This is a genomic window from Clostridium puniceum (assembly GCF_002006345.1).
Taxonomy (GTDB): Bacteria; Bacillota; Clostridia; order Clostridiales; family Clostridiaceae; genus Clostridium; species Clostridium puniceum.
The window spans coordinates 25,182-46,860 of the sequence record NZ_LZZM01000183.1 but is presented as its reverse complement, the minus strand read 5'-3'; the positions used below and the strand labels follow the sequence as shown (position 1 = coordinate 46,860).

The 21,679-nt window shown below is 28.6% G+C and carries 11 protein-coding genes and 1 pseudogene; 3 read left to right on the top strand and 9 right to left on the bottom strand.

Annotated features, from left to right (window positions below; genetic code table 11):
• Positions 1-227: 227 nt before the first annotated feature.
• Positions 228-1,982, bottom strand: coding sequence for an N-acetylmuramoyl-L-alanine amidase family protein (locus CLPUN_RS15975; protein ID WP_077848247.1), 1,755 nt, complete (start codon positions 1,980-1,982; stop codon positions 228-230).
• Between the two features lie 317 nt (positions 1,983-2,299).
• Here CLPUN_RS15975 and CLPUN_RS15970 point away from each other — a divergent pair, with 317 nt between their 5' ends.
• Together CLPUN_RS15970 and CLPUN_RS28795 are read left to right on the top strand one after the other, a co-directional pair.
• Entirely contained in the window at positions 2,300-4,780 is a 2,481-nt protein-coding gene (locus CLPUN_RS15970; protein WP_077848246.1) for a GH39 family glycosyl hydrolase, read from the top strand.
• A 301-nt stretch (positions 4,781-5,081) separates the two neighbouring features.
• Positions 5,082-5,427: pseudogene (locus CLPUN_RS28795) on the top strand (substrate-binding domain-containing protein); the annotation flags it as partial.
• 129 nt (positions 5,428-5,556) lie between these two features.
• Here the strand turns inward: CLPUN_RS28795 and CLPUN_RS15960 are convergent.
• Complete coding sequence (locus CLPUN_RS15960; protein ID WP_077848244.1) at positions 5,557-8,259, bottom strand: alpha-L-rhamnosidase; 2,703 nt, start codon at positions 8,257-8,259, stop codon at positions 5,557-5,559.
• Between the two features lie 342 nt (positions 8,260-8,601).
• On the bottom strand, positions 8,602-9,963 hold the full coding sequence (locus CLPUN_RS15955; RefSeq protein ID WP_077848243.1) for an MFS transporter: 1,362 nt from the start codon (positions 9,961-9,963) through the stop codon (positions 8,602-8,604).
• Between the two features lie 363 nt (positions 9,964-10,326).
• Here CLPUN_RS15955 and CLPUN_RS15950 point away from each other — a divergent pair, with 363 nt between their 5' ends.
• Positions 10,327-11,409: an AraC family transcriptional regulator gene (locus tag CLPUN_RS15950; protein WP_077848242.1), complete on the top strand. Its 1,083-nt coding sequence runs from the start codon at positions 10,327-10,329 to the stop codon at positions 11,407-11,409.
• Between the two features lie 300 nt (positions 11,410-11,709).
• On the opposite strand, the gene CLPUN_RS15945 is transcribed toward CLPUN_RS15950, so the two are convergent.
• The 6 genes from CLPUN_RS15945 to CLPUN_RS15920 form a co-directional block, all read right to left on the bottom strand.
• A complete protein-coding gene (locus tag CLPUN_RS15945) occupies positions 11,710-13,146 on the bottom strand; it encodes a DHA2 family efflux MFS transporter permease subunit (protein WP_077848241.1) in 1,437 nt (478 codons plus the stop codon).
• Positions 13,147-13,265: 119 nt separating this feature from the next.
• Complete coding sequence (locus CLPUN_RS15940; RefSeq protein ID WP_077848240.1) at positions 13,266-13,835, bottom strand: TetR/AcrR family transcriptional regulator; 570 nt, start codon at positions 13,833-13,835, stop codon at positions 13,266-13,268.
• A 298-nt stretch (positions 13,836-14,133) separates the two neighbouring features.
• Entirely contained in the window at positions 14,134-16,131 is a 1,998-nt protein-coding gene (locus CLPUN_RS15935; protein WP_077848239.1) for a methyl-accepting chemotaxis protein, read from the bottom strand.
• A 349-nt stretch (positions 16,132-16,480) separates the two neighbouring features.
• Positions 16,481-18,829 (bottom strand): immune inhibitor A domain-containing protein, encoded by a 2,349-nt coding sequence (locus CLPUN_RS15930; RefSeq protein ID WP_077848238.1) that lies wholly within the window; start codon positions 18,827-18,829, stop codon positions 16,481-16,483.
• 675 nt (positions 18,830-19,504) lie between these two features.
• Positions 19,505-19,966: a MarR family winged helix-turn-helix transcriptional regulator gene (locus tag CLPUN_RS15925; RefSeq protein WP_077848237.1), complete on the bottom strand. Its 462-nt coding sequence runs from the start codon at positions 19,964-19,966 to the stop codon at positions 19,505-19,507.
• Between the two features lie 228 nt (positions 19,967-20,194).
• Positions 20,195-21,493, bottom strand: coding sequence for a TolC family protein (locus CLPUN_RS15920; protein ID WP_077848236.1), 1,299 nt, complete (start codon positions 21,491-21,493; stop codon positions 20,195-20,197).
• Positions 21,494-21,679 lie beyond the last annotated feature (186 nt).

Genomic DNA, 21,679 nt, shown 5'->3' with positions numbered 1-21,679 from the left:
GGAATATATATTATTGTTTATAAGTATTAATTATCTTATAAGAGAACTAAACCATAAACTATAACTTATCCTTATAATTTATCTTTTAGTATTTATATTGCTCAATAACAAGGATTACTATTTCTCTTATAAAAATATTTATATGCTTTAGATTATTTTCTAATAAAAATAAGTTTTTAAATAACCAATTTTGAAATCGGTATTCAAAAACTTACTTTATATTATATTTAATTATTGCTTATCCAAGCTCCATTATTACCTAAAACATATCCATCAATAGTTGTGTTAGCGAGCATTGCCCCTGATGTATTGCAATAATACCAAGTCCCATTGTCATTAATCCATCCTGTCAACATTAGTCCCGATGCATTTAGGTAATACCAAGCTCCACCATCTTGTAGCCATCCTATAGCTTTATTTCCATCTGCGTTAATATAATTCCAAATTCCATTAATATCTTTATTCCAGCCAATTGCTTTAACTGTTGCTCCAGTTGTTGTGACTTCACTATCTGCATTTACTGCTACATCTTTGTTTTCTTCTGCTAAAGCTTTTGGAGCTATAATTGAATAGCCTTCTTCGCCTTCATCCCAAAGTACTACATCCGTTGGTAAACTAGGATTAAAACTTGTCATGCCACCATCTACTTTATATAATTTTTCAAATGCATTTTCCTTGCAGTTAAATCTTTTAACATATCTGTCTCCTAAAGTCCAAACATCTCCGCAACCTAGGGCAAAACCATCAGAATCTGCTTCGTCATAATCATCTACTTCTATATAATTATATCCATTCTTTGATTTATAATTAAGAGTTTCTGCATATACTTTTTTATTAATAAAATCATATAAAGCACTAACATTATACCCCTGAGTTCCACCAGTTATTACACGCACTCCCATCTTTGTATAAATTTCATCCGAACCATTTCCAAGCCCAAGTAAGTTTTGCTGATTACCGTCTTCATCTGTAATAAAATATGTTTTTACATCTTTAGGGTATCTAATTCCATCAATTGTATCTGATGCTTGTGCTTTAGAAATTTTTTGTAATACAGTTACACTATTTTCATCATTATTTGCTTGGTTATAATGATGAGCTTTTGAACCTAACTCAACTTGATTTGTTACATTTTTATAAGTATCATCAGGTGAACCTTTTTCTTTTTTCCATATTGTAAGTTCTGCAGTTCTAACTATATACTCTGGGCCTTCATCCCAAGTTCTAAGATTTTTAATTTTTGCTTTTAATTCATAAGCTTTGCTATCTTCCTTTATAATATAAGTACTATCCGTATTCTTAATAATTACACTGCTGCCAGTTGTAGTATTTACAGAAATATTTCCCAAGTTATAATCTACATCAATATAGTTTCCTTGATCGTCAAAATAAATTGTATCTTCCTCTTTACTATAGCCCTGAACAATAAAAGGTTTCTCTAAACTATAAAGGTATTGCCTCCACTTACCTGTAATTCCCCACATAGTTTCTTCACCGCTGCCATCACCTCTTACGGTCGTATCTGCTGTAACAAGATTATCATAATTTTCTTCTAAAAATCTTCCATCATCATCTTTTTTAATTTTCTTTCGCAATTCTCTTGCAATTTCTTCATTTTCGGCTTCTCGACTATATTCTTCTGATTCCTTACCAGTTATTATATCTACATAATATACAACTCCACTGCCAGACCTAGTCATTTCTAAATATTTGCCTTGGCATATATCTCCTATTTTATCACCAGTTTCTGCATCCTGTAATTTAGTATATTTACCATCTTTTAAAAGATAAATAGATCTATCCTCATCATCATTTATCTCTCCATCAATAACAAATACTCCACCTCCTTTTGATGATGCACTATAAATAGTTCCTTCCTGCACTTCAATGGCTTTATAGTCCGCTGCCATAGCTGGAACTATTGATATCGCAGATGTACCAGCTATTAACAAGCTGGTAACTTGTGTGGATCTTCTTAACATAATTATTTCCCCCTATTATTTTTCTATAGTTTTCTACTAAAACATTACTTGCTAGTGTATGTAAATGATATCAATCTATTAATTTCCCATAGTACCATATATAAATGTAAATGGTATCATTTTTCTATTTATTATTTGAAAATGTTTTTATATATTAAAAAATAAGACTTTTTTTCGATATTTTTATGCTATAATAAGACATATATTTATTATTTACGATTGTTGTATAATGTACATCTATTTATTGGCTTATTTAAGCAATAATAGTAATATTTATTATTATTTTATAATTTGCTACAGCGATATTGGGAGGAAAAATGAATTATAAACTAATACAACAGACTAGTGATTTACCTTTTAACATTTCAATTAATCCACTTAAAAGCGAAGAATATCATTATCATAAAGAAATAGAACTGATTTTTATCTTAAATGGAAATATATCATGCTTTGTTAACGGTCAAAAATTTAAGTTATCAGAACATGATTTGTTTTGGATAAACAGCCTAGATATGCATTCAATTTTTTCGGAATGTGAAGAAAGTATATTATTAACCCTTCATTTAGATCAGATTTTTTTTGATACATACTATGAAAATTTCTCTAATTTTTACTACAAATATACTGACTCTGTTAATGATAGAAACAACCCTCTTTATAATTCTATAAGCACAAATTTAGCAAAAATAATGCTTTGCATGATTAAATTAGAGTCTGATTATAAGTTAAAATCTATAAATTATGCCATTGATATTATTCTGATATTATTAAATCATTTTAAAATTGAAAATTTTAAAAATGTAAATTCATCCTTATATAAACAAACTAGATTGGCTGATATATTAAAATTCATAGAAAAAAATTATAATACTAATTTGACACTTTCCTCACTTTCTAACGAAATGCATATTAGTCCTCAATACATTTCAAAATTCTTTAAAGATAATTTAGGCATTGGCTTTGTTGATTATATTAATAAATTACGGATAACTAAATCTTTAAATGACTTATTAGAAAATGATAAGAGTATTTTAGATATTGCCTTAGAACATGGTTTTAATGATCATAAAGCTTATAATCGTGCTTTTAAGAAAGAATTTAATATGACTGCTACAGAATATAAAAAAGAAAATAGAATTGTCCGCTCAAATAAAGATCCTTCTAATTCTTACTTTTTTGACAACAATTCAAAAAGTTATTTTAAATACTTATTTGAATTTATTAATAAAGATAAAAATATTTCAAGTAATACACTAGCATCGTCAATTCCGACTAGCATTAATATTGATTTAAATAAATCATATGTTAATAAACTATCTAAATATTGGAGCCAAATTACTTCAATAGGTAGAGCTTCTTTATGTTTAAGACATGAAGTTAGACGTCAAATAGAACTAGCACAAGAAGATATAGGCTACGAATTTATTAGATTCCACGGAATATTTTCTGATGAAATGATGGTTTATAAAGAAGATGACACCGGAAACCCTATTTACAATTGGGTTTATGTTGATGAAATTTTTGATTTTTTTCAAAGAGTAAATTTAAGACCTTTTATTGAATTAGGTTTTATGCCTGAAGCCTTAGCCTCTAAAAGTCAACATGCCTTTCTTTGGAATGCAAATGTCAGTTATCCTAAGTCCTTAAAAAAATGGACTGATTTAGTATGTTCTTTTATAAAACATTGTATTGATAGATATGGTATAGATGAAGTTAAGATGTGGTATTTTCAAATTTGGAATGCCCCTGATTTACCTGAAGTTTTTTGGTTTGAAAGTAAAGATAAATTCTTTCAATTTTTCAAAGCAACCTATACTTCTATAAAAAATATATTTAAGGATGCTAAAATAGGCACTCCAAGCCTTCTTCCACTTAATAAATTTGAATGGATGAATGATTTCTTGAAATTTTGCGAAAGTAATTTTATAGAGCTAGATTTTATTGCTTGCAATATTTATGCTTACACTGACCCTAAAAATAATAGTCTTCCTCTTCAATTATTTAATAAATCAAATGACATAGTAGCTCTAAATCAAGAAAATTTCTTAATGGATTCAATTTTAATAGCAAAAAATTTATTAAAAAAATATTCTATAACTGTACCTATATTTGTAACCGAATGGAATTTAAGCCCATATACAAATGATTATAATAGAGACACTTGTTTTATAAGTTCCTATATCACTTATAATATCATCAATAATATAGATAATATTCCAATTCTATCTTTTTGGTCCTTAAGTGATATTATAGAAGAAGGCTTAACTGAAAGTAAAATTTTTCATGGTGGACTTGGTCTTTTAACTTATAATAGATTAAAAAAACCTTCATATAACGCTTTTTCTCTGTTAAGCAAATTAGGAGATGATATTATTGAAAGAGGAAATGATTATATAGTAACGTCTAAAAACAATAACTATCAAATTTTACTTTATAATTTTGTTTATTTTGATGAATTATTTATGAGCGGTGATAAATCGCTACTAGATTACCATAATAGATACAACATCTTCAAAAATTCAAATGTAAATAAAAATATAAATTTGATTTTATCGCTGCCAAGTGGTCATTATAGAATTAAGCGTTGGAGTTTAAATAGAAATTCAGGCTCTACCTTCGATGCTTGGCAAAACATGGGTTCTCCTGAACAAATTCAACCTGATATTTACGATTATTTAAAATCAAAGGAAATTCCTGAAATAAAAATAAATACAGAAGCTGTAAAAAACGAGTTAATAATATCAGATTCTGTGCCTCCTCATGGAGTAATGCTTATAGAAATAGATAAAATTAATTAAAATAGATGAAATGTTATAAAACTAATTTTTATAAATGAAAACCATGCATATAAGAGATTTTTTCTTTATGCATGGTTTTCAATTTTATATAAAATTTTAATACTGAATCAAAAATACCAAGTAATATATTTTTTTATAAAAACACATACTAAAAAATATACTTTATTATATAAATCTATGACTCTAATAATTATGGGGAGGAGTTAAAGTGAATTCATTAAAGAAATTAACAGCCCTTACTCTAATTTTAGCTGCAATAACCACTTCCATAAACTGTTACAATATAAAAATAATAAATGCTATAGATAAAAATGGTGATAATATAATACAATATATTATGCTAAAGGGTAATGCTGAAAGTTTAACTACTATTGCAAGAACAAAGTATTCTATTGAAACAATTAATAATGCGGGAATACAAACTGAGGAAATTGCAGCGATAAATTCTAACTGGGACGAGGAACTAGCTAAAAATTCTATTAATGCATTATTCTAATAAAATTGAAGCAATAATTGCAAATAATGATGTTATGGCAATAGGTGCTATTTAAGCCTTACAAAAATATGGCTATAACACAGGAGATAAATCAAGAACTATTCCTATTGTTGGTGTTGATGGAATACCAGAAGCTAAAAAGTTAATTAATTTTAAGCAATGAAGTTTGTACTTAACTCCATTGCTTTTGTTAATCAAAAATGAGCAAGCAAGCTAGATTTACAACTTAAGAGAAATACTAATTGCTTATCTACTGAATTTTAGTTATATATAAATATTATTAATTTATAGCGTATATAAATGTGTATTTCCCAGAACCAACCTCAAATGATAAACTACCATCTTTAGATAAACTAAATCCAAAATCTGTATCAATATAATTCTGTGAAAACCCATTACCTGCTAAATTAAATTGCAATTTTTTTTCACTATAACCTTCTATAATATCCTTCTTTACCTTTTCTGCATCCTTAACATTAGGAAGAGTAATAACAGCTGTTGTGTTATGAGGGATTTCTACTTTTAAATTAATATTTTTATCTACTACTTGCCACTTTACAGCTATTTTACCATACATTGTTTCTAGTGAAGCCTCTGTAAAGCTTAGACATTCTGATAACTTTGGAGCTATTTTAGATTTCTTATATCCAGGTTCTAACATATCAATACCACCAATGCTTTGATACATCCATGCTCCCACTGAACCATAAGCATAATGGTTAAATGAGTTCATTCCTATATCCCAGAAGGATCCATCAACTTTAATACCATCCCAATGTTCCCACATTGTTGTAGCTCCTCTTTCTACTTGGTATAACCATGATGGATAATCTTTATTAAACAACAGTTTATAAGCTACATCTTTATAACCATTATCAGATAAGACATGACAAAGATATGGTGTGCCTAAAAATCCAGTATCTAAATGCACATCCTTCTTTTCAATTAGCTGAACTAATTTTTTTACAACCTTTTCTTTATACTCTTCTGGTACTAAGTCAAAATATAAAGATATTACTTGTGCAGTTTGTGTTTCACTAGTTAAATTACCTTGTGAATCAAAAAAACTATTTATATAAGCTTCCTTAATAGAATCATATAAATGACTATATAACTTATAATCATCTAAATTGCCTAATATCTTGGCAACTTTTGCAAATATTCCTGTAGAATAAGCATAATAAGCAGTTGCAACTAAGTATCCATCTGTCGCTCCAAAGAAACCACCTTCTTCATTATCAAGTGCCAACCAATCTGCAAGTTGAAGTCCAGTATCCCAAAGATATTCATTATCTCCTTGGCATCTAATATAATTAATCCATTTTTTCATACTATCATACTGCTGTTTTAGTATATTGTCGTCTCCATAACACTGATAAATTGTCCAAGGACAAATTACAGCTGCATCGCCCCAGCCAGCAGTAGTTAGACCCATTCCGTCTGCAAAGGTACCTTTTAAAATATCTGGAACAACAAATGGCACTGCACCATCTGGCATTTGGTTATATGAAAGATCCTTTAACCATTTACTAAAAAATGGAGCCACATTCATATTAAAACAAGCAGTTCTTGCAAAGATTTGTGCATCGCCCGTCCATCCTAAACGTTCATCTCTTTGAGGACAATCCGTTGGTACATCAACAAAATTTCCTTTTTGACCCCATAAAATATTATGCTGAAGTTGATTAATTGTTTTATCAGAAGTTTCAAAAGTTCCTATTGACTTCATATCAGAATGCAATACAACACCTGTAAAATCAGAAGGTTTTATATCACCTTTAAATCCTTCAAGTTTTACATAGCGGAAACCTTGAAATGTGAAATGTGGCTGATAAACTTCTTCTCTATTACCATTACAAATATAAGTTATTTCCTGAGCTGCCGTTCTAATATTATCTCTGTAAAAATTTCCTTCCTTATCTAAAACCTCTCCATGAGTTAATGTTACCTTTTGTCCTTTATCTCCATTAACTTTAAAGCGAACAAAGCCTGCCATATTTTGACCCATATCTAAAATAAGTTCATCTTTTGGTGTTTTGAAAATTGATAGTGGTTTAAGTTCCTCTTGTATTCTAATCGGCTCATTTTCTTGAGCAACTAAGTGAGTTTTAGGATAAGACAAGGCTACTACATTGTTTGTTTCATTAACTTCCTCTTCTTTTCTTGCATCATATATCTCACCATTATATATGTCTGACATAAGAATATTACATTTTTCTTCTTTCCAGGATTCATCAGAACAAATAACTTCATAACTTCCATCTTCATAATAAATATACATTTGAAGAATTAGTGCATTTTTACTTCCATAGGTATCTTTTCTCTTAGTCCACCCAAGATAACCGCTATACCACCCTTCCCCAACTGTAGTATTAAGCTTATTTTCATCAGTTTTTATTAAATCTGATACATCATAGGTCTGATATTGGATACGATAATTGTAGTCTGTCCAACCTGGAGTTAAATAGTCTTCTCCAACTCTTTTTCCATTTAACTGCAACTCATATAAACCAAGACTAGTAACATAAATTGTGGCCTTTTTAATCGTCTTACTTATAGAAAAAGTCTTAAAGCAGCAAAAAGGTGCTCTTGTATTAAATTCAGTATTTATTTTCTGCTCTTTTACGGAAATCCACTTTGCCGTCCACTCAGAACTATTTAATAATCCCATTTCCCAAAAGTTAACTTCGCTCCATTCAGATTCTTCTTCAGCACTGATCCATACTTTTACTCGATAGAAATAACGTTCACTAGATTGAAGCGGTGCCCCTTTATAAGGAATATGAATAGACTTTTCTGAAAAGGTGTGAACATTCCAAACAATGTTATTAAATTCTCTATCTGTTGCAACTTGTATTTGAAATTGCTGCTGCTTTACATTTCTTTTATCAGAAATAATCTCCCAACTTAGCCTAGGATTTACTACATCTATTCCTATGGGATTTTTTAAATATTCACATTTTAAATTTTTAACAACTAACATGCTGAAACTCCTCCTAGCTATTTATATAAGTTTAATATTTTTCTTCTTTCTTTTACTATTTCCACTAATAATAGAACTTTTATAATATAATGCTTTTACCTCTAAACATAAATATTTACGTAATTTAATACAAGCTTTTATGATAAGACGCCATCACGACTTGATAAAAAATATTCATGGCATATTTGGACTTGTTATCTTATTTCATGTATCTAACATAATTAGGCATCGATTAAAATTTAATCTAATGCCTAATTTAAATACTAATCAAGTGAAACTTGATTTATATGAAATTTGATTCATATATTAATTTGAGAATTATGTTATATATCAAAATTGTTCCTAAGCTTTATTACTTCTTTCTTTTAATTCTGCAACAATTTTAGGATATATTTTATCTAAGTCATAAAAGTAAAGTAATACTGCTGTAATTATAGCTAGAATTATTGGTGCATAAGCAAATGAAACTTTCATTGCGAAAATTGCTGAAGCACTTTGAGTCGCTTGTCCACCAATATATCCACCAACTCCTAAAATTGCGCCTAACACTGCTCCACCTAAGCCTGTACCTACTTTTTCTGCAAAACCTTCTGCTGCAAAAGTTAAACCTTCAATACGAATCCCATGTTTCCATTGTCCATATTCAACAGTATCACCAAGCATAGCAAATGCTGCTACTAAAAAACCTGCTGATCCTAAGCCTTTAACAACTAAACCTACTATTATAACAGTAATAACAGTTGGCGCTATAGCCATAAATAATGAACCAACTACTGTTAATATCATTCCTCCTAAAGCAGTGTTTCTCTTTCCAAATTTCTTAAGAACTGGTGCCGCAAGGAATGATCCAACTATTATAGGTGCGAAAGATGCCGTTCCAATTAATCCAACCAAATTAGCATCTCCAAGTACATATTGAGCATAATAAACGTTCACTCCACCCAGTCCTGAAGATATAAATATTATTATTATACTTACAACAAGTATTGCCCAATATTTATTCTTAAACAAAGTTTTTAACCCATCTTTTATAGAAAAACTAGCATCTTCTACTGGTGCCGCTACTCTTTCTTTTGTGTTCTTAAAGCATATAAAATATAATAATGCAGATGCTATACCATATATAATTGCAAGAATAATCCAGCCTTTTTTTCCATCACCAAAGCTCTTTACTAAAGGCATTGTAATAATACTAAGTATTAATGCACCCAAAAATCCAAAAATACTTCTAAATGAACTTAATTGTGATCTGTCATTTTGATCTTGGCTTATTAAGGCGCTTAAGACATTATATGGAGTAGCTGTACCTGTGAACATAAGCATAGCAAAAATATATGTAACGAATGCATAAGCTATTTTACCATTGCTACTTAAATCTGGTGCTGTAAACATAAGCACTAATGAAGCAGCATAAGGTATTGCTAACCACAAAAGCCACGGACGAGCTTTTCCATGCTTAGTTTTTGTTTTATCAACAATTGCACCCATAGTTAAATCCGCAACTCCATCAAGAATTCTTCCAGCAAGTAAAATAAATCCAACTGTTGCCACTGCTATCCCAGCAATATCTGTATAGAAAAAACTTATAAACGTGTTTGCTGTTGTTAATAAAAGATTTCCTGCTAAATTTCCAAACCCATAAGATACTTTTTCTCCAAAACCTATTTTATCATTAGTATTGTTAGTCGAAGAATTATTATTCATATTTACTTTTATCCTCCTCTAAAATCTATTATTCATATGTTAATTATTCATCAGTTATCGATTACAAATTGAGCTCAATCTTTTCATTAATCAAATACCATACATATATAATATTTTAAATGCATATATAAACCAATAACATAACTTAATTAATATAACTGACATTTTTTAATCTTTCCATATTAATTATCTATATATATTTTTCCTTTAATTAGTATTTAAGCCTCTAAAACACATATTCTTTTCGTATTATCGAAAAAATACTAATATTTATTAACAAAACTTAATTAATATAATTGACATTTTTTAATCTAACTATTATAGTCTTTACATAATGATTTTTTAATAATTGTAGGTGAGAAAATGAAAATAAGTGAATTGGATAAACTATTAAAAGAATATACTGAAGATGAGCTGTATTATGAAAATTATTATCTTGCTAAGCAAAATCTACATACGTATAAAGCTTTTATGGAGCATTTAGATATCGACTATATTAAAAAGAAGCGTCTTCTTATTCCTGGAATTGATCATGGTGTTGATCCTTCTTTCATGCCAGAAGATATTCTTTTTGTAGAGAGAAAAAATCATAATGTTATAGCTTTGAAACATTATAGATATACTCCAGAATTCATTCATAAACATAGTTTTTTTGAAATGAGTTATGTATATTCTGGAAGATTCAAACAAAAAATTGCTGGAGATGAGATTGTTTTTAATGAAGGGGATATATGTATTCTGCCACCTAATGTAGAACATTCTGTTGGAATTTTTAATGATACAATTGTAATAAACTTTTTAATAAGAAGAAGTACCTTTAATGATACTTTTTTAGAAGTGCTTAGTGATGAAAATATTTTATCATCTTTCTTTACAAAAATTTTGTATACCAAAAATTACAATAACTATATTATATTTCGTACTAATAATAACCCTATAATTAAAAAAATTCTTTGTGACATAATTATTGAGGATATTGAAAATAAAAAGTATAGTAATAAAATTTTAGACAATCTTATAATGATTCTTTTTGCTAATTTGCTGAGAGATGATATTAATAAAGTAGAATTGCCACAAGAATTACAGAAAACTAATAAACAGCTTGCATCAATACTTTCATATATTCAAGGAAATTATAAAACTGTAACACTAGATGATTTATCAAAACAATTTCACTTTTCAATTCCATATCTAAGTAAACTTGTAAAAGTTACGACTGGACATACTTTTAAAGAAATGATTCAAACATTAAAACTAAATAAAGCTATTGAACTTTTATCTTCATCAGATTTAAAGATTTGTGATATAAGCGAAACTATTGGATATGAAAATGATACCCATTTTATTAGAACCTTTAAAAAAATCTATGGAGTGTCACCTAATCAATATAGATATCAATTAAATAATAATAATAATAATAATAATAATAATAATAATGTAGATTAAAAACATTCTCGATGTGGTTAATTTTAGTATATGAGTTGTAATTAATAAAATTCATAGTTTGTAAAATTAACTTGATTACATAGGTAAAATATACAGTGATTTTAAATTAATAAACTTTTTTAGAAGATATATACCTTGCAATTAGTTGATCAAATCATATATTTAGTCATTTATTGAGCGCATAACCTTTTTGAATGTAACTTTGTTATTGAAACATATATAAATAAAAGATGCACTAAATTTAAAACGGCTGCATCTTTTATTCAAATTATTTATCGAGTTTGTTTAAGTAATGATTTATTATAAAATTACTTCTTTGTTACTTTCTATTTCCTTACTTTCACGTCCAAAAGCAAAAGCTAAAATAAAACCAACAATAGCAATACTGCAGGCCACCATTACTGCACTTGAAAATCCTGTAGCTACTGCTGCTTCATTTACAACATTTCCTGCTGCTAAAGTTTTAAGTTGAACTGCTGACATTATTCCAATAAATAATGATGAACCTATTGCCGCAGAAATTTGCTGAAGTGTATTTACTATTGCTACTCCATGAGGATAATATTCTTTTGGCAACTGTTTTAATGAATGTGTTTGAGCTGGTGACATAGTGAATCCAACACCTATACAAACACATATATAAGTCATTATTATCTTAATTAATGATGTTTTATCATTAAAATTTGCTAAAATGAATACAAATACAGCTATTATAGCCATACCAATTGGCATTAACCATTTTACGCCATACTTATCATATATTTTTCCACCTATTGATGTAGCAATTGCCATGAATACTACAGCTGGCAATAATGCCATAGCTGCTATAAAACTTGTCTTTCCAAGTGATCCTTCGATAAACATTGGCAGCATTACATTCATATTAAAGCTTATCATCATTGATATCATTACCAATAATACTCCAACTACGAATTTAAAATATCTAAATGGTGATAAATTTAACATTGGTTCTCTCAAATTTAATTGACGTTTTATGAATATTGTCATACAAATTATTCCTATTATAAAGTTTAATAAAGTGATTTTAATATTACCTTCACTAATACTGCTTATTCCATATATTATAGTTCCTACACCTATTGTTGATAGAAAAATTGATAAATAGTCTATTTTAGGTTTTGTGATTTCACCTACATCTGCTAATACTAATTTTCCTACAATCATAGCTACTATTATAATTGGAATTAAAATTATAAATAATGCATGCCAGCTAAAATATTGTAATATAACACCTGCAAAGGTTGGACCAAATGCAGGTCCAAGAGAAATTGCACATCCACATATTGCCATTACTGAACCTATTTTATTTTTTGGAGCTACTAATAATACTGTATTCATCATAACTGGTATCATCATACCTGTTCCAGAAGCTTGTACCATTCTTGAAATTACTAAAATCATAAAAGAGCCTGAAAATGCTGCACATATTGTTCCAACTAATAACAGTCCTAATGCACCTAAAAACAATTGCTTAGTTCTAAATGTTTGAATAAGAAAGGCTGTAACAGGAACCATAACTGATGTTACTATCATATACGCTGTAATTAGCCATTGAGCAGTTCCTGCTGTAACATTCATTTCTTTCATTATTCCTGATAGCGCTACATTTAATATAGTTTCATTAAAAGTAGCTATAAATGCACTAAATACTAGTACCGCTATAATTGCTGTCCCGTTTATCTTCTTTGAAGTTTCTAATTTGTTCGTTTCTTTCATTTATTCTCCTCCATTTCCTAGACCAGTCTATATATAAAATCTTAAAAATTAGAGCACCTTAAAATAAGCTATAACTTCACCAGCCTTTGATTAATTTTAAGATAACTCAACTCATCACTCTATATATTAATTAATACTTTTACCTGCTTTCCAGCCTGCCTTAAAGCTTCGCCATTTTGTCTAGTTAAACTAAGAAGAATAGCTCCTTCTGTCATAGCAGAAATAGATACTGCTAATTCTTTTGCTTTATTCTTATTAAATCCATACTCAATTAATTTTTCAAAGTGTAAATCTTCTATTTCTTCAAAAACTTTTTCACAAGCCATTCTTAAAATTTCACTACAATCATATGTTTCTAAAGCTATTAAACTTATAGACATATCATGCATTTTTTTATTTTTATCTATTATTTCTGCAATATTATTAATGTTAGATACAATACCATCAATAGGATTATTAAATTTATCTAAGGTTCTTTTTAAATTAGCTATTATTTTTTCACCTGCTAACTTAATTGATTCTAAAGCAAGCTCCTCTTTTCCATTTGGAAAATGATAATATAATGAACCTTTTGGTGCCCCACTCTCTTTTAAAATTTCATTTAATCCAGTTCCATTATATCCTTTAACCTCAAAAAGCTTATATGCAGTTTCAATAAATTTCTCTTTTGCATTTGTATTATTTCCCATAAACTTATACCTTCCAATTTAATTATAGTGACTGGTCTACATTGATTATAAAGCTAATTTCTATTTAATTCAACACTAAATTAAAAATATTATCAATCATATATGTTCTAAAAAATTTTGTTCATTAAGATTTAATTTCTATATTAGAGTGATTGGATAAAACAACCAACTAAATTATGAACTTATATATTAATAAATAAGAGAATAGAATGCCAACTATATAAGATGCATTTTATTCCCTTTTAGCAAACAACTTGTCTTAATAAAGTTTTATAAACATCAATTTATCATTTATATACTATATTTTAAATCTATTAACATGTTCAATCATTTCTTTTGTTACATCATTTAAAACTTCTGCTGATAAAGCAACCTCTGATGACGCAGATTTCATTTCCCCAGTTGAAGCTGCGATTTCTTCTGATGAAGCTGAAACTTCTTCTGCTACAGCAGATGCATTTTCTATTTTTTCTGAAATCATATTTTTTTCAGAGTTTATTTCTGTAACTGCATGGTTTGCTGCTTTAATCTTTGTAACAATACCACTTACCTCAGATATTATGTTTTCATAAGATTTAAGTGCTGCATTTATTACTCCAACTTGACTATCTAATTCATTATTAAGTGTATCTGTATTTTTTATGATTCCATTTGCTTCATTGGATATTCCATTAATCAATATATCTATATTTTTTGAAGATTCTTGTGACTGCTCTGCAAGTGTTCTAATTTCATCAGCAACTACTGCAAAGCCTCTACCTGCTTCCCCTGCTCTTGCAGCTTCTATAGCTGCATTTAATGCCAATAAATTGGTTTGTTCTGATATATCATTTATTAATGTTGCTATTTCAGATATCTGAATTATATTACTATTTAAGGTTTCAATCTTCTTAATAAACTCTTTAAAAGAAGAACCTACTATGTTAACAGAATCTATTAGAATTTTCATATTTTCATTACTACTGCCAGCCATTGTATTAATACCATTTGATTTTAAATTTATATCTTCAATTTCTCGACCTACAGTATCTAACTTATTCCCAAATTCAGCTAATATATTTGTAATATCCATTAAATTCATTGCTTGATCACTCACTCCAGTTGCGGTTTCATGAGTTGCAATAGATATATTTTTAGCTGTATGAGTCAATTGTTCCGAAACATTGGATAAATTGTTAGCCTTTGAATCAATATTAATTGAATTTTCCTTTATAGTTGCAATAATATCCACTATGGATTCTTGCATGATTTTTATTGACTTAAACGCTTCCCCTATTTCATCATTATATTTTAATCCTTTTTCAGAAACTGGATTTGTAAAGTCTCCTTTTGAAATAACTTGCAAATGCGATGAAATATTACTAATTCCAGAAGAAATTAATCTAGATACCATATAAACTGATACTAATCCAATTAAAACAATAATTAGTGAAGCTATTAAAATAGATATTTTTAGTAAATTTAATTGAGACAAAACTTCACTCTTAGGTACAGCAATCCCTATAATCCAATTAGTACCCTTTATAGGAGCATATCCCATATATTTTGTATCGCCTTGGTATATATATTCTCCAGTACCAGCATTTCCTTTTATCATTTCTTTTTGAATATCTGCTAATGCTTGAAGTGATGGATCATTTTTAGCTTCTTCAATAACATTTTCACTTTTGGTTACTGACTCCTTATTATAATGTGCCACAGTAACCCCTGAATTATTAATAATAAAGCTCTTTCCTGTTTTTCCAACTGTAATATCACTTATAATTTTACTTATTTCATCCGCATCTCTGCTTCCAATTAATACACCAACGACTTTTCCATCCTTATCTTTAATCGGTACTGCCATGTTTATTATTAAGCTTCCATCTGCCTTACTAATTATCGGATCTGTAATCCCTCTTTTTCCTTTTGCAGCTTCTTGATAATAAGGCCTCTCCCCTAATTCAATATGAGCGAGTGTCATAGTATAGGCATCCCCATTTACATCTCCAAAGCCAATGTTTGTAAAACCTGTTCTCTTTGCTTCTGCTTGCAATAATTCTGCTTTCTTTTCAAACGAAAAATTGAAATCTCTTATTTCTTCCCTTTGACTTAGGGTTTCTAAAACATTATAGTCTGCATCAAGACGACTTTCCATTACCCTTGAAGACTCTAATGAAGTGCTAGCTAACATTTCCTTTGCATTATTTGACAATGCATAATTTGATGAATAGTATGCAATTCCCCCTAAAGCTAAGCATACAATAATAATTAAAATTCCAAAATACACAGATAATTTTATTTTAATACTCTTCATAACAAATTCCCTCTCCTCATAGTTATACTAAATAATTTTTATTACTGTAACCAACATTTGCCTTTACATAACAACTGTAAAATAATTATCTTTGGTTATTAATCACAAATTTTCTATAATTACATTATACTACATATTTTTTCTTCTCATATAATTTCACAGCAACAAATTTACATTTATAGGCATATAATTCTATTTACGAAATCAATTTTTTATTTTCTTACCTATATATGTTGTAATTTTGATTATTCAAGAAAATTAAGTCACATAACTAATTCTGATGAAGATTAATATATATAAATGCAGAATGGCTCGGACATTTATCCAAGCCATTTATATTTAAAAGGAATTATTTCAACTTAATTACTATATTTCCTTCTTTACTATCATCTGTTTGATCAATTACATTTACCTTTATATTGTATTGTGGTAAAACAACACCTGCATCTGGAATTTCCTTATTAATATAAGTTTTGCCATCCTCAAAGGTAGGATTTTTTGAATTTGCTTCATCTGTCAAAGTAAGTGGTTTTACTTCCGAACTATAATCGATGAACATATTTTCATCTTTATTTGTGCTAAAGGTTGCATCATGCATTTGATATTTAGTTGCTGCTACAGAGCCATCACTCCATTTTAACAATTTTTGATCTCCATCTATAATGCTTAAGTAACCATAGCCTGGATGAACTCCTGTCCAGTTATCGCTATATAACTCATCTGCATACCATATTAATAAACCTGGTTCATAAGACATAAAGCTTGAACCACGTTTAATATGATTAAGTCCTTTATCAACGCCTGAATGATTTCTAAGTTCAATTAAATAATAGTGATCTGTAAGCTTATTACCATCATTTTTATCGAAACCATCCATTTCAAGGTTAGTAGTAGTTTCAGCATCATCAAAGAATGAATCTTTTCCATCAATGTTAAGTCTTATATCATCTACATATAAACCAGGCATTTCTGCTGCCACATCCGTCCAATAGTTTATTTTTAATTTAATCTTTTTGCCAATGTATTCATTAAGATCAAAGCTTGCATCGACCCATCCATTAGATTTTCCCGTAATACCATTTCCAGGGTTTTGTTTATTGGGATTTGAAGTTGTAGTAATATTTCCTGGAATACTTGTCCAAGTATCACTGCCATCTACTTGTACTAAAACAGATCCATAGTCCCAATCTTTTTCTATATCATACCAAGCTTTGAAGCTAAAAGTTGCAGCAGCACCAGTTGTTAAATCTATTGCTGTTGAAATAGAATTATCTAAGTTATTACCTTTACCACTAAAGTATAAATACTTACCACTAAAAGGTTTAGTTATTACAGTAGATTTCTTTGGAAGCGTAACTTTAACCACATCATTATTTTCTGCTTTTATGCTAGACGCATCTAAAGTATATTTTTTACCTTTTGTAGTTAATTCTGATAAGTCTACTGTATTACCATGAAGCCAATTTCCACCATAAGTTTTTTGGAAAAATTGTTTTGCATATGGGCTAAAGCCTACTGGCTCTGTCCCCGGTATAGTTCCTGCCCAGCTTCCACTTGACATAATAGACCAGTAGCCTATTGGCTCACCTTGCCCAGTATATTCTGTATCATATTCATCAGGAAGTCCTAAATCATGGCCAAATTCATGGGCAAATACACCTGCTGCACCATCCTCTGGCATTACAGTATATGGATAAGCAGACATATTTGTATCTGGTATTTTCCATGGACTAGAAGAACCATTTACTATTTCAGTAACCTTTCCACTATGAGACCATATTGAATCAGTTCCTATTACTCCTCCTCCGGCTTCTTGACCCATTCCTGAATGAATAACCATAAGATGATCAATGATTCCATCAGGTTCATTAAGATCTCCATCACCATCTAAATCATAAGGATCCTTTAAATCATAATCCTTAAGATTTACATCTTTAGAAGCATCAATCAATCCTTCTTGAATAAGCTCCCGAATTTTCACATTTTTATTGCTTCCACTATCTGCACCATAATAAGCTGCTGGATGCTTAGCTTTGTACCAACCTAAGACATTTCCTTCAACATCATAGCTTTTTCCTGACTGCTCGTCATAATATTGTTTTAAAGAAACAAGGTTTTCACCATTAGGACCAACATAACCATTGTTTCCAAATATCATATCTTGAAAATGTGACGTGTTATAATCTTTATAATACATTTCTGTGTCTTTTGAAGTTAATGTATTATGCAGTAAATCTGGGAATTCTATTAAAAGTACAAGTGCTTTATCTTTAGTTACACTTCCATCCCAAGTAGTTTGAGGCTCATTTTTCTTCTTCTTTTTTTCCTTATTCGTACTATCCTGCAATAATCCCCTCTTAATTGCTTCTTTACCATACCCCTTTAATCCTTGAAGCGCTTTTACATCTGACTGAATAGTATTTTTAGTGTCTGGATTCTCATTTTCACTTAAATATTCCCTAAGAATTTTGTCAGCTTCCTCAGACGTTGCATCCTTTGGAATAGTTCCATTTTTCTTTAGCATCTCAAGTAATTTTTCATCGTTAGCAATTGCTAAGTCTATATTTGTCTGGATGCTTAGTATCTCCTCATTGCTTTGGGATGTAGAATCTGCTACATAAGCTTTAACACTTAAACCTGTTGTACTAAATGTTATTGCCGCAGCTGTTACTAATCCTATTAATTTTAATTTTGTCAAAATATTTGCCCCCTTTTTCGTCATTATTTTTAATATGCATTAGCTAGTGCAAAATGCATTCTATGTAGTAGAATTATTTCATTTGTCTACTGCATAGAATGCATTTTACTTCATTGTAAATTATAGATTATATATAAATTAATAAAGCAACTATTAAATTATGTATGTTTGTTTTCTGTATCATGGAGAATGAATCTAATAGCTACTTATAATTATATTTGCATAATATTTTATTTAAGTAAATATCAATTACCTAAGACACATAAATTGATTCCTAAATGTAAATTAATGTATATATTTTAAATAAAAATTTCTTTTATGTCAGAATTTATACTTTTTATGCTCAAAACGTTGACTTTTATTATATACACTTCTCTTACCTTCATATTTCTTGTAAATATATCTACATAATATTCTTTATATCAAAATTATCTATTTAGAACACACCTCCTTGCATCTTAGCTTTGTCGATAAACTTACTACTATTTTGCAATAACTATTTTTTCTCCTTATAGTTAAAAGCTTTTTATAATCACAGCTCTAATCCGTGACACAAAAAAACTGATAAAAATATTAATAAATTTGATATTTTTATCAGCAATATCTATTATATCCATTCACTAATTATCTAAAATTTAAATACTTGCATAACCTTATAACTATTAAATAAATAGTTTATACCTTGTTTTCCAGCTTTTCTTTTACTTTAATTATTAGGTTACATAAAAACTCTTTTTCGTCTTGTTGTATAAAATCTAACACACATATTTTAAAAATCCCATTATTTTGAAATATATCATTCATAATTTCATTTCCTTTTTTTGTTATAATAACATTCATGATTCTTCTATCGTCTAAGTCTGGACGTCTTTTAACTAATCCTGCCAATGATAGTTTATCAACTAAAACTGTTACTCCTGATTTTACAATTTCTAGCTCATCACTCAATAAAGACATTTTTACACCTTTATCTTTACTTATATAAATTAAATATAATGCTTGAAATTCTATTTCCTTCATCTTTAACTTTTTACATAATTTAATATAATACTTATTTGTTAACTTAAAGACACTAAATATGTCTTTAAGTATATCTAAATCATTTTTTAATTTATCATTGCTATTCTCTTTTTCCATAAAAACTAACTCCTAATAAACTTACTATAGTTTTACATAAAGTGAAAATTTGTTTCATCCTTACTGCCTAAACAATTGTCTATTATGCTGCTATCCAAAATTACTAAATTACTTTCACTTGATCTAATATCTTTCATAAATATTTAAAATTAATTTCAACTAACGTTTTATATCTATGTTTTTGAAGGTTTTCTTTTTTTTAATCTTATGAACAGCACTCTTCGACCGCTAATTAAGCAACCAAGGTTTTTGAATTTTATTTCTTAATGTATTATACTTATTAATTGAATTTCTTAATTCAGTTTCTAGATCCTTATTGTCTAAAACTAATGTATTATATTCATTTTCAATTATCAATCCTTCATCATACCTTAATCTGGCAATACTAAGTTCTTTATTCTTCACCTCAATATTAGATTTAGCAACAATAATACCATTTTCCATATCTAGCAGACTGGCATAACTTTCTTTTAATCCATTTTTAAGATTTTTCTTATTATCTTCCAATGAAACTTTACTACTTCTGTAGTCATATTTACTTTCTAAATAAGTTCCATAATCAGCCCACTCCTTTACATAAGCTACCTTTGCTGCTGCATATCCAGTCGAATCGAATTCCTTACTTGTAGTTCCATTTCCATTATCTACAGTATGTGTATAATCATCTTCATCAGGTTCGTCAGAAGTATTTGGTCTATCAACTTTATTATCTTCCAAGTTATCCTTAATTAGTTCAATAAGCTTTTTATCATATTTATAATATTTATCTATAATTTCATCAAAATATTTATCTTGAGACCCCTCTATCCTAAATGCTTTAAATTCTTCTTGTTGTTGTAATTCATAATTATTTAAGTCTTTGTCGGTTAATACTTTAAAGTAATCTTTAGCATTTTTTAGCTGATCTTCTTTTGCTTTTTCACTATTTTTTAATTTCTGAAATTCAACTTCAGCATTTTTTACTGCTATATCAGTTACTATTCCTAAATCTTTTTTTAGCTTCAAATATTCATTTTCTGTAGTTTTAATTTCAATTCGCTTTTTTATTTTACTTATTTCATTTTCTCTTGTAATCAAGTCATTATATTTATTAGTAATATCTTGTGCTATCTGATCTTCCATATATTTTTTCTGTTCTTTACTTTGGTCAACCATTAGTTCAATTTTATCGTAAGGAAAATCATTATCTTCATCATTAACCTCATCAATTTCATCTTGAATATCTAGTTTATCTTCATATAATTCTATTTCTTTAGCCTTTAAAGAAAATTTATCACTATTACTAATATCTGCATCAATAGATTCTTGCAAGGTAAGAACTGGCTTGTGCTTCACTTGACTTTGTGCATATATTGCACCAGTACTACCATCATTAGTAGTAGTAATAGTCACCGCTGATGTTGCTACATTTATAGTATTAGTACTATTATTTTGAACATTTTCTGCCGCAAATGCTGGTATAGCACTTCCGCTTATAACACTCATTCCAATTGCAAAAGCAATTAATTTATTTATATTTTTTCTCATATATATCCTCCTTAAATAATTAATAATTAATAGTTAATTATTAATAATGAATAATTGATGTTAAACTACCCTGTAATTTCTTAAATTTATATTATTTTTAAAATTCCGTTGGAAAAATGAATATTTAAATTCTATACTTTTCTATATATAATTTTAAAGGGACTATATCTAAAATTAACATTGTTT

What these genes read in the sequence shown, in the direction of transcription:
- CLPUN_RS15975 (WP_077848247.1), bottom strand. Translation starts at nt 1,982, where the DNA reads ATGTTAAGAAGATCCACACAAGTTACCAGCTTGTTAATAGCTGGTACA.
- CLPUN_RS15970 (WP_077848246.1), top strand. Translation starts at nt 2,300, where the DNA reads ATGAATTATAAACTAATACAACAGACTAGTGATTTACCTTTTAACATT.
- CLPUN_RS15960 (WP_077848244.1), bottom strand. Translation starts at nt 8,259, where the DNA reads ATGTTAGTTGTTAAAAATTTAAAATGTGAATATTTAAAAAATCCCATA.
- CLPUN_RS15955 (WP_077848243.1), bottom strand. Translation starts at nt 9,963, where the DNA reads ATGAATAATAATTCTTCGACTAACAATACTAATGATAAAATAGGTTTT.
- CLPUN_RS15950 (WP_077848242.1), top strand. Translation starts at nt 10,327, where the DNA reads ATGAAAATAAGTGAATTGGATAAACTATTAAAAGAATATACTGAAGAT.
- CLPUN_RS15945 (WP_077848241.1), bottom strand. Translation starts at nt 13,146, where the DNA reads ATGAAAGAAACGAACAAATTAGAAACTTCAAAGAAGATAAACGGGACA.
- CLPUN_RS15940 (WP_077848240.1), bottom strand. Translation starts at nt 13,835, where the DNA reads ATGGGAAATAATACAAATGCAAAAGAGAAATTTATTGAAACTGCATAT.
- CLPUN_RS15935 (WP_077848239.1), bottom strand. Translation starts at nt 16,131, where the DNA reads ATGAAGAGTATTAAAATAAAATTATCTGTGTATTTTGGAATTTTAATT.
- CLPUN_RS15925 (WP_077848237.1), bottom strand. Translation starts at nt 19,966, where the DNA reads ATGGAAAAAGAGAATAGCAATGATAAATTAAAAAATGATTTAGATATA.
- CLPUN_RS15920 (WP_077848236.1), bottom strand. Translation starts at nt 21,493, where the DNA reads ATGAGAAAAAATATAAATAAATTAATTGCTTTTGCAATTGGAATGAGT.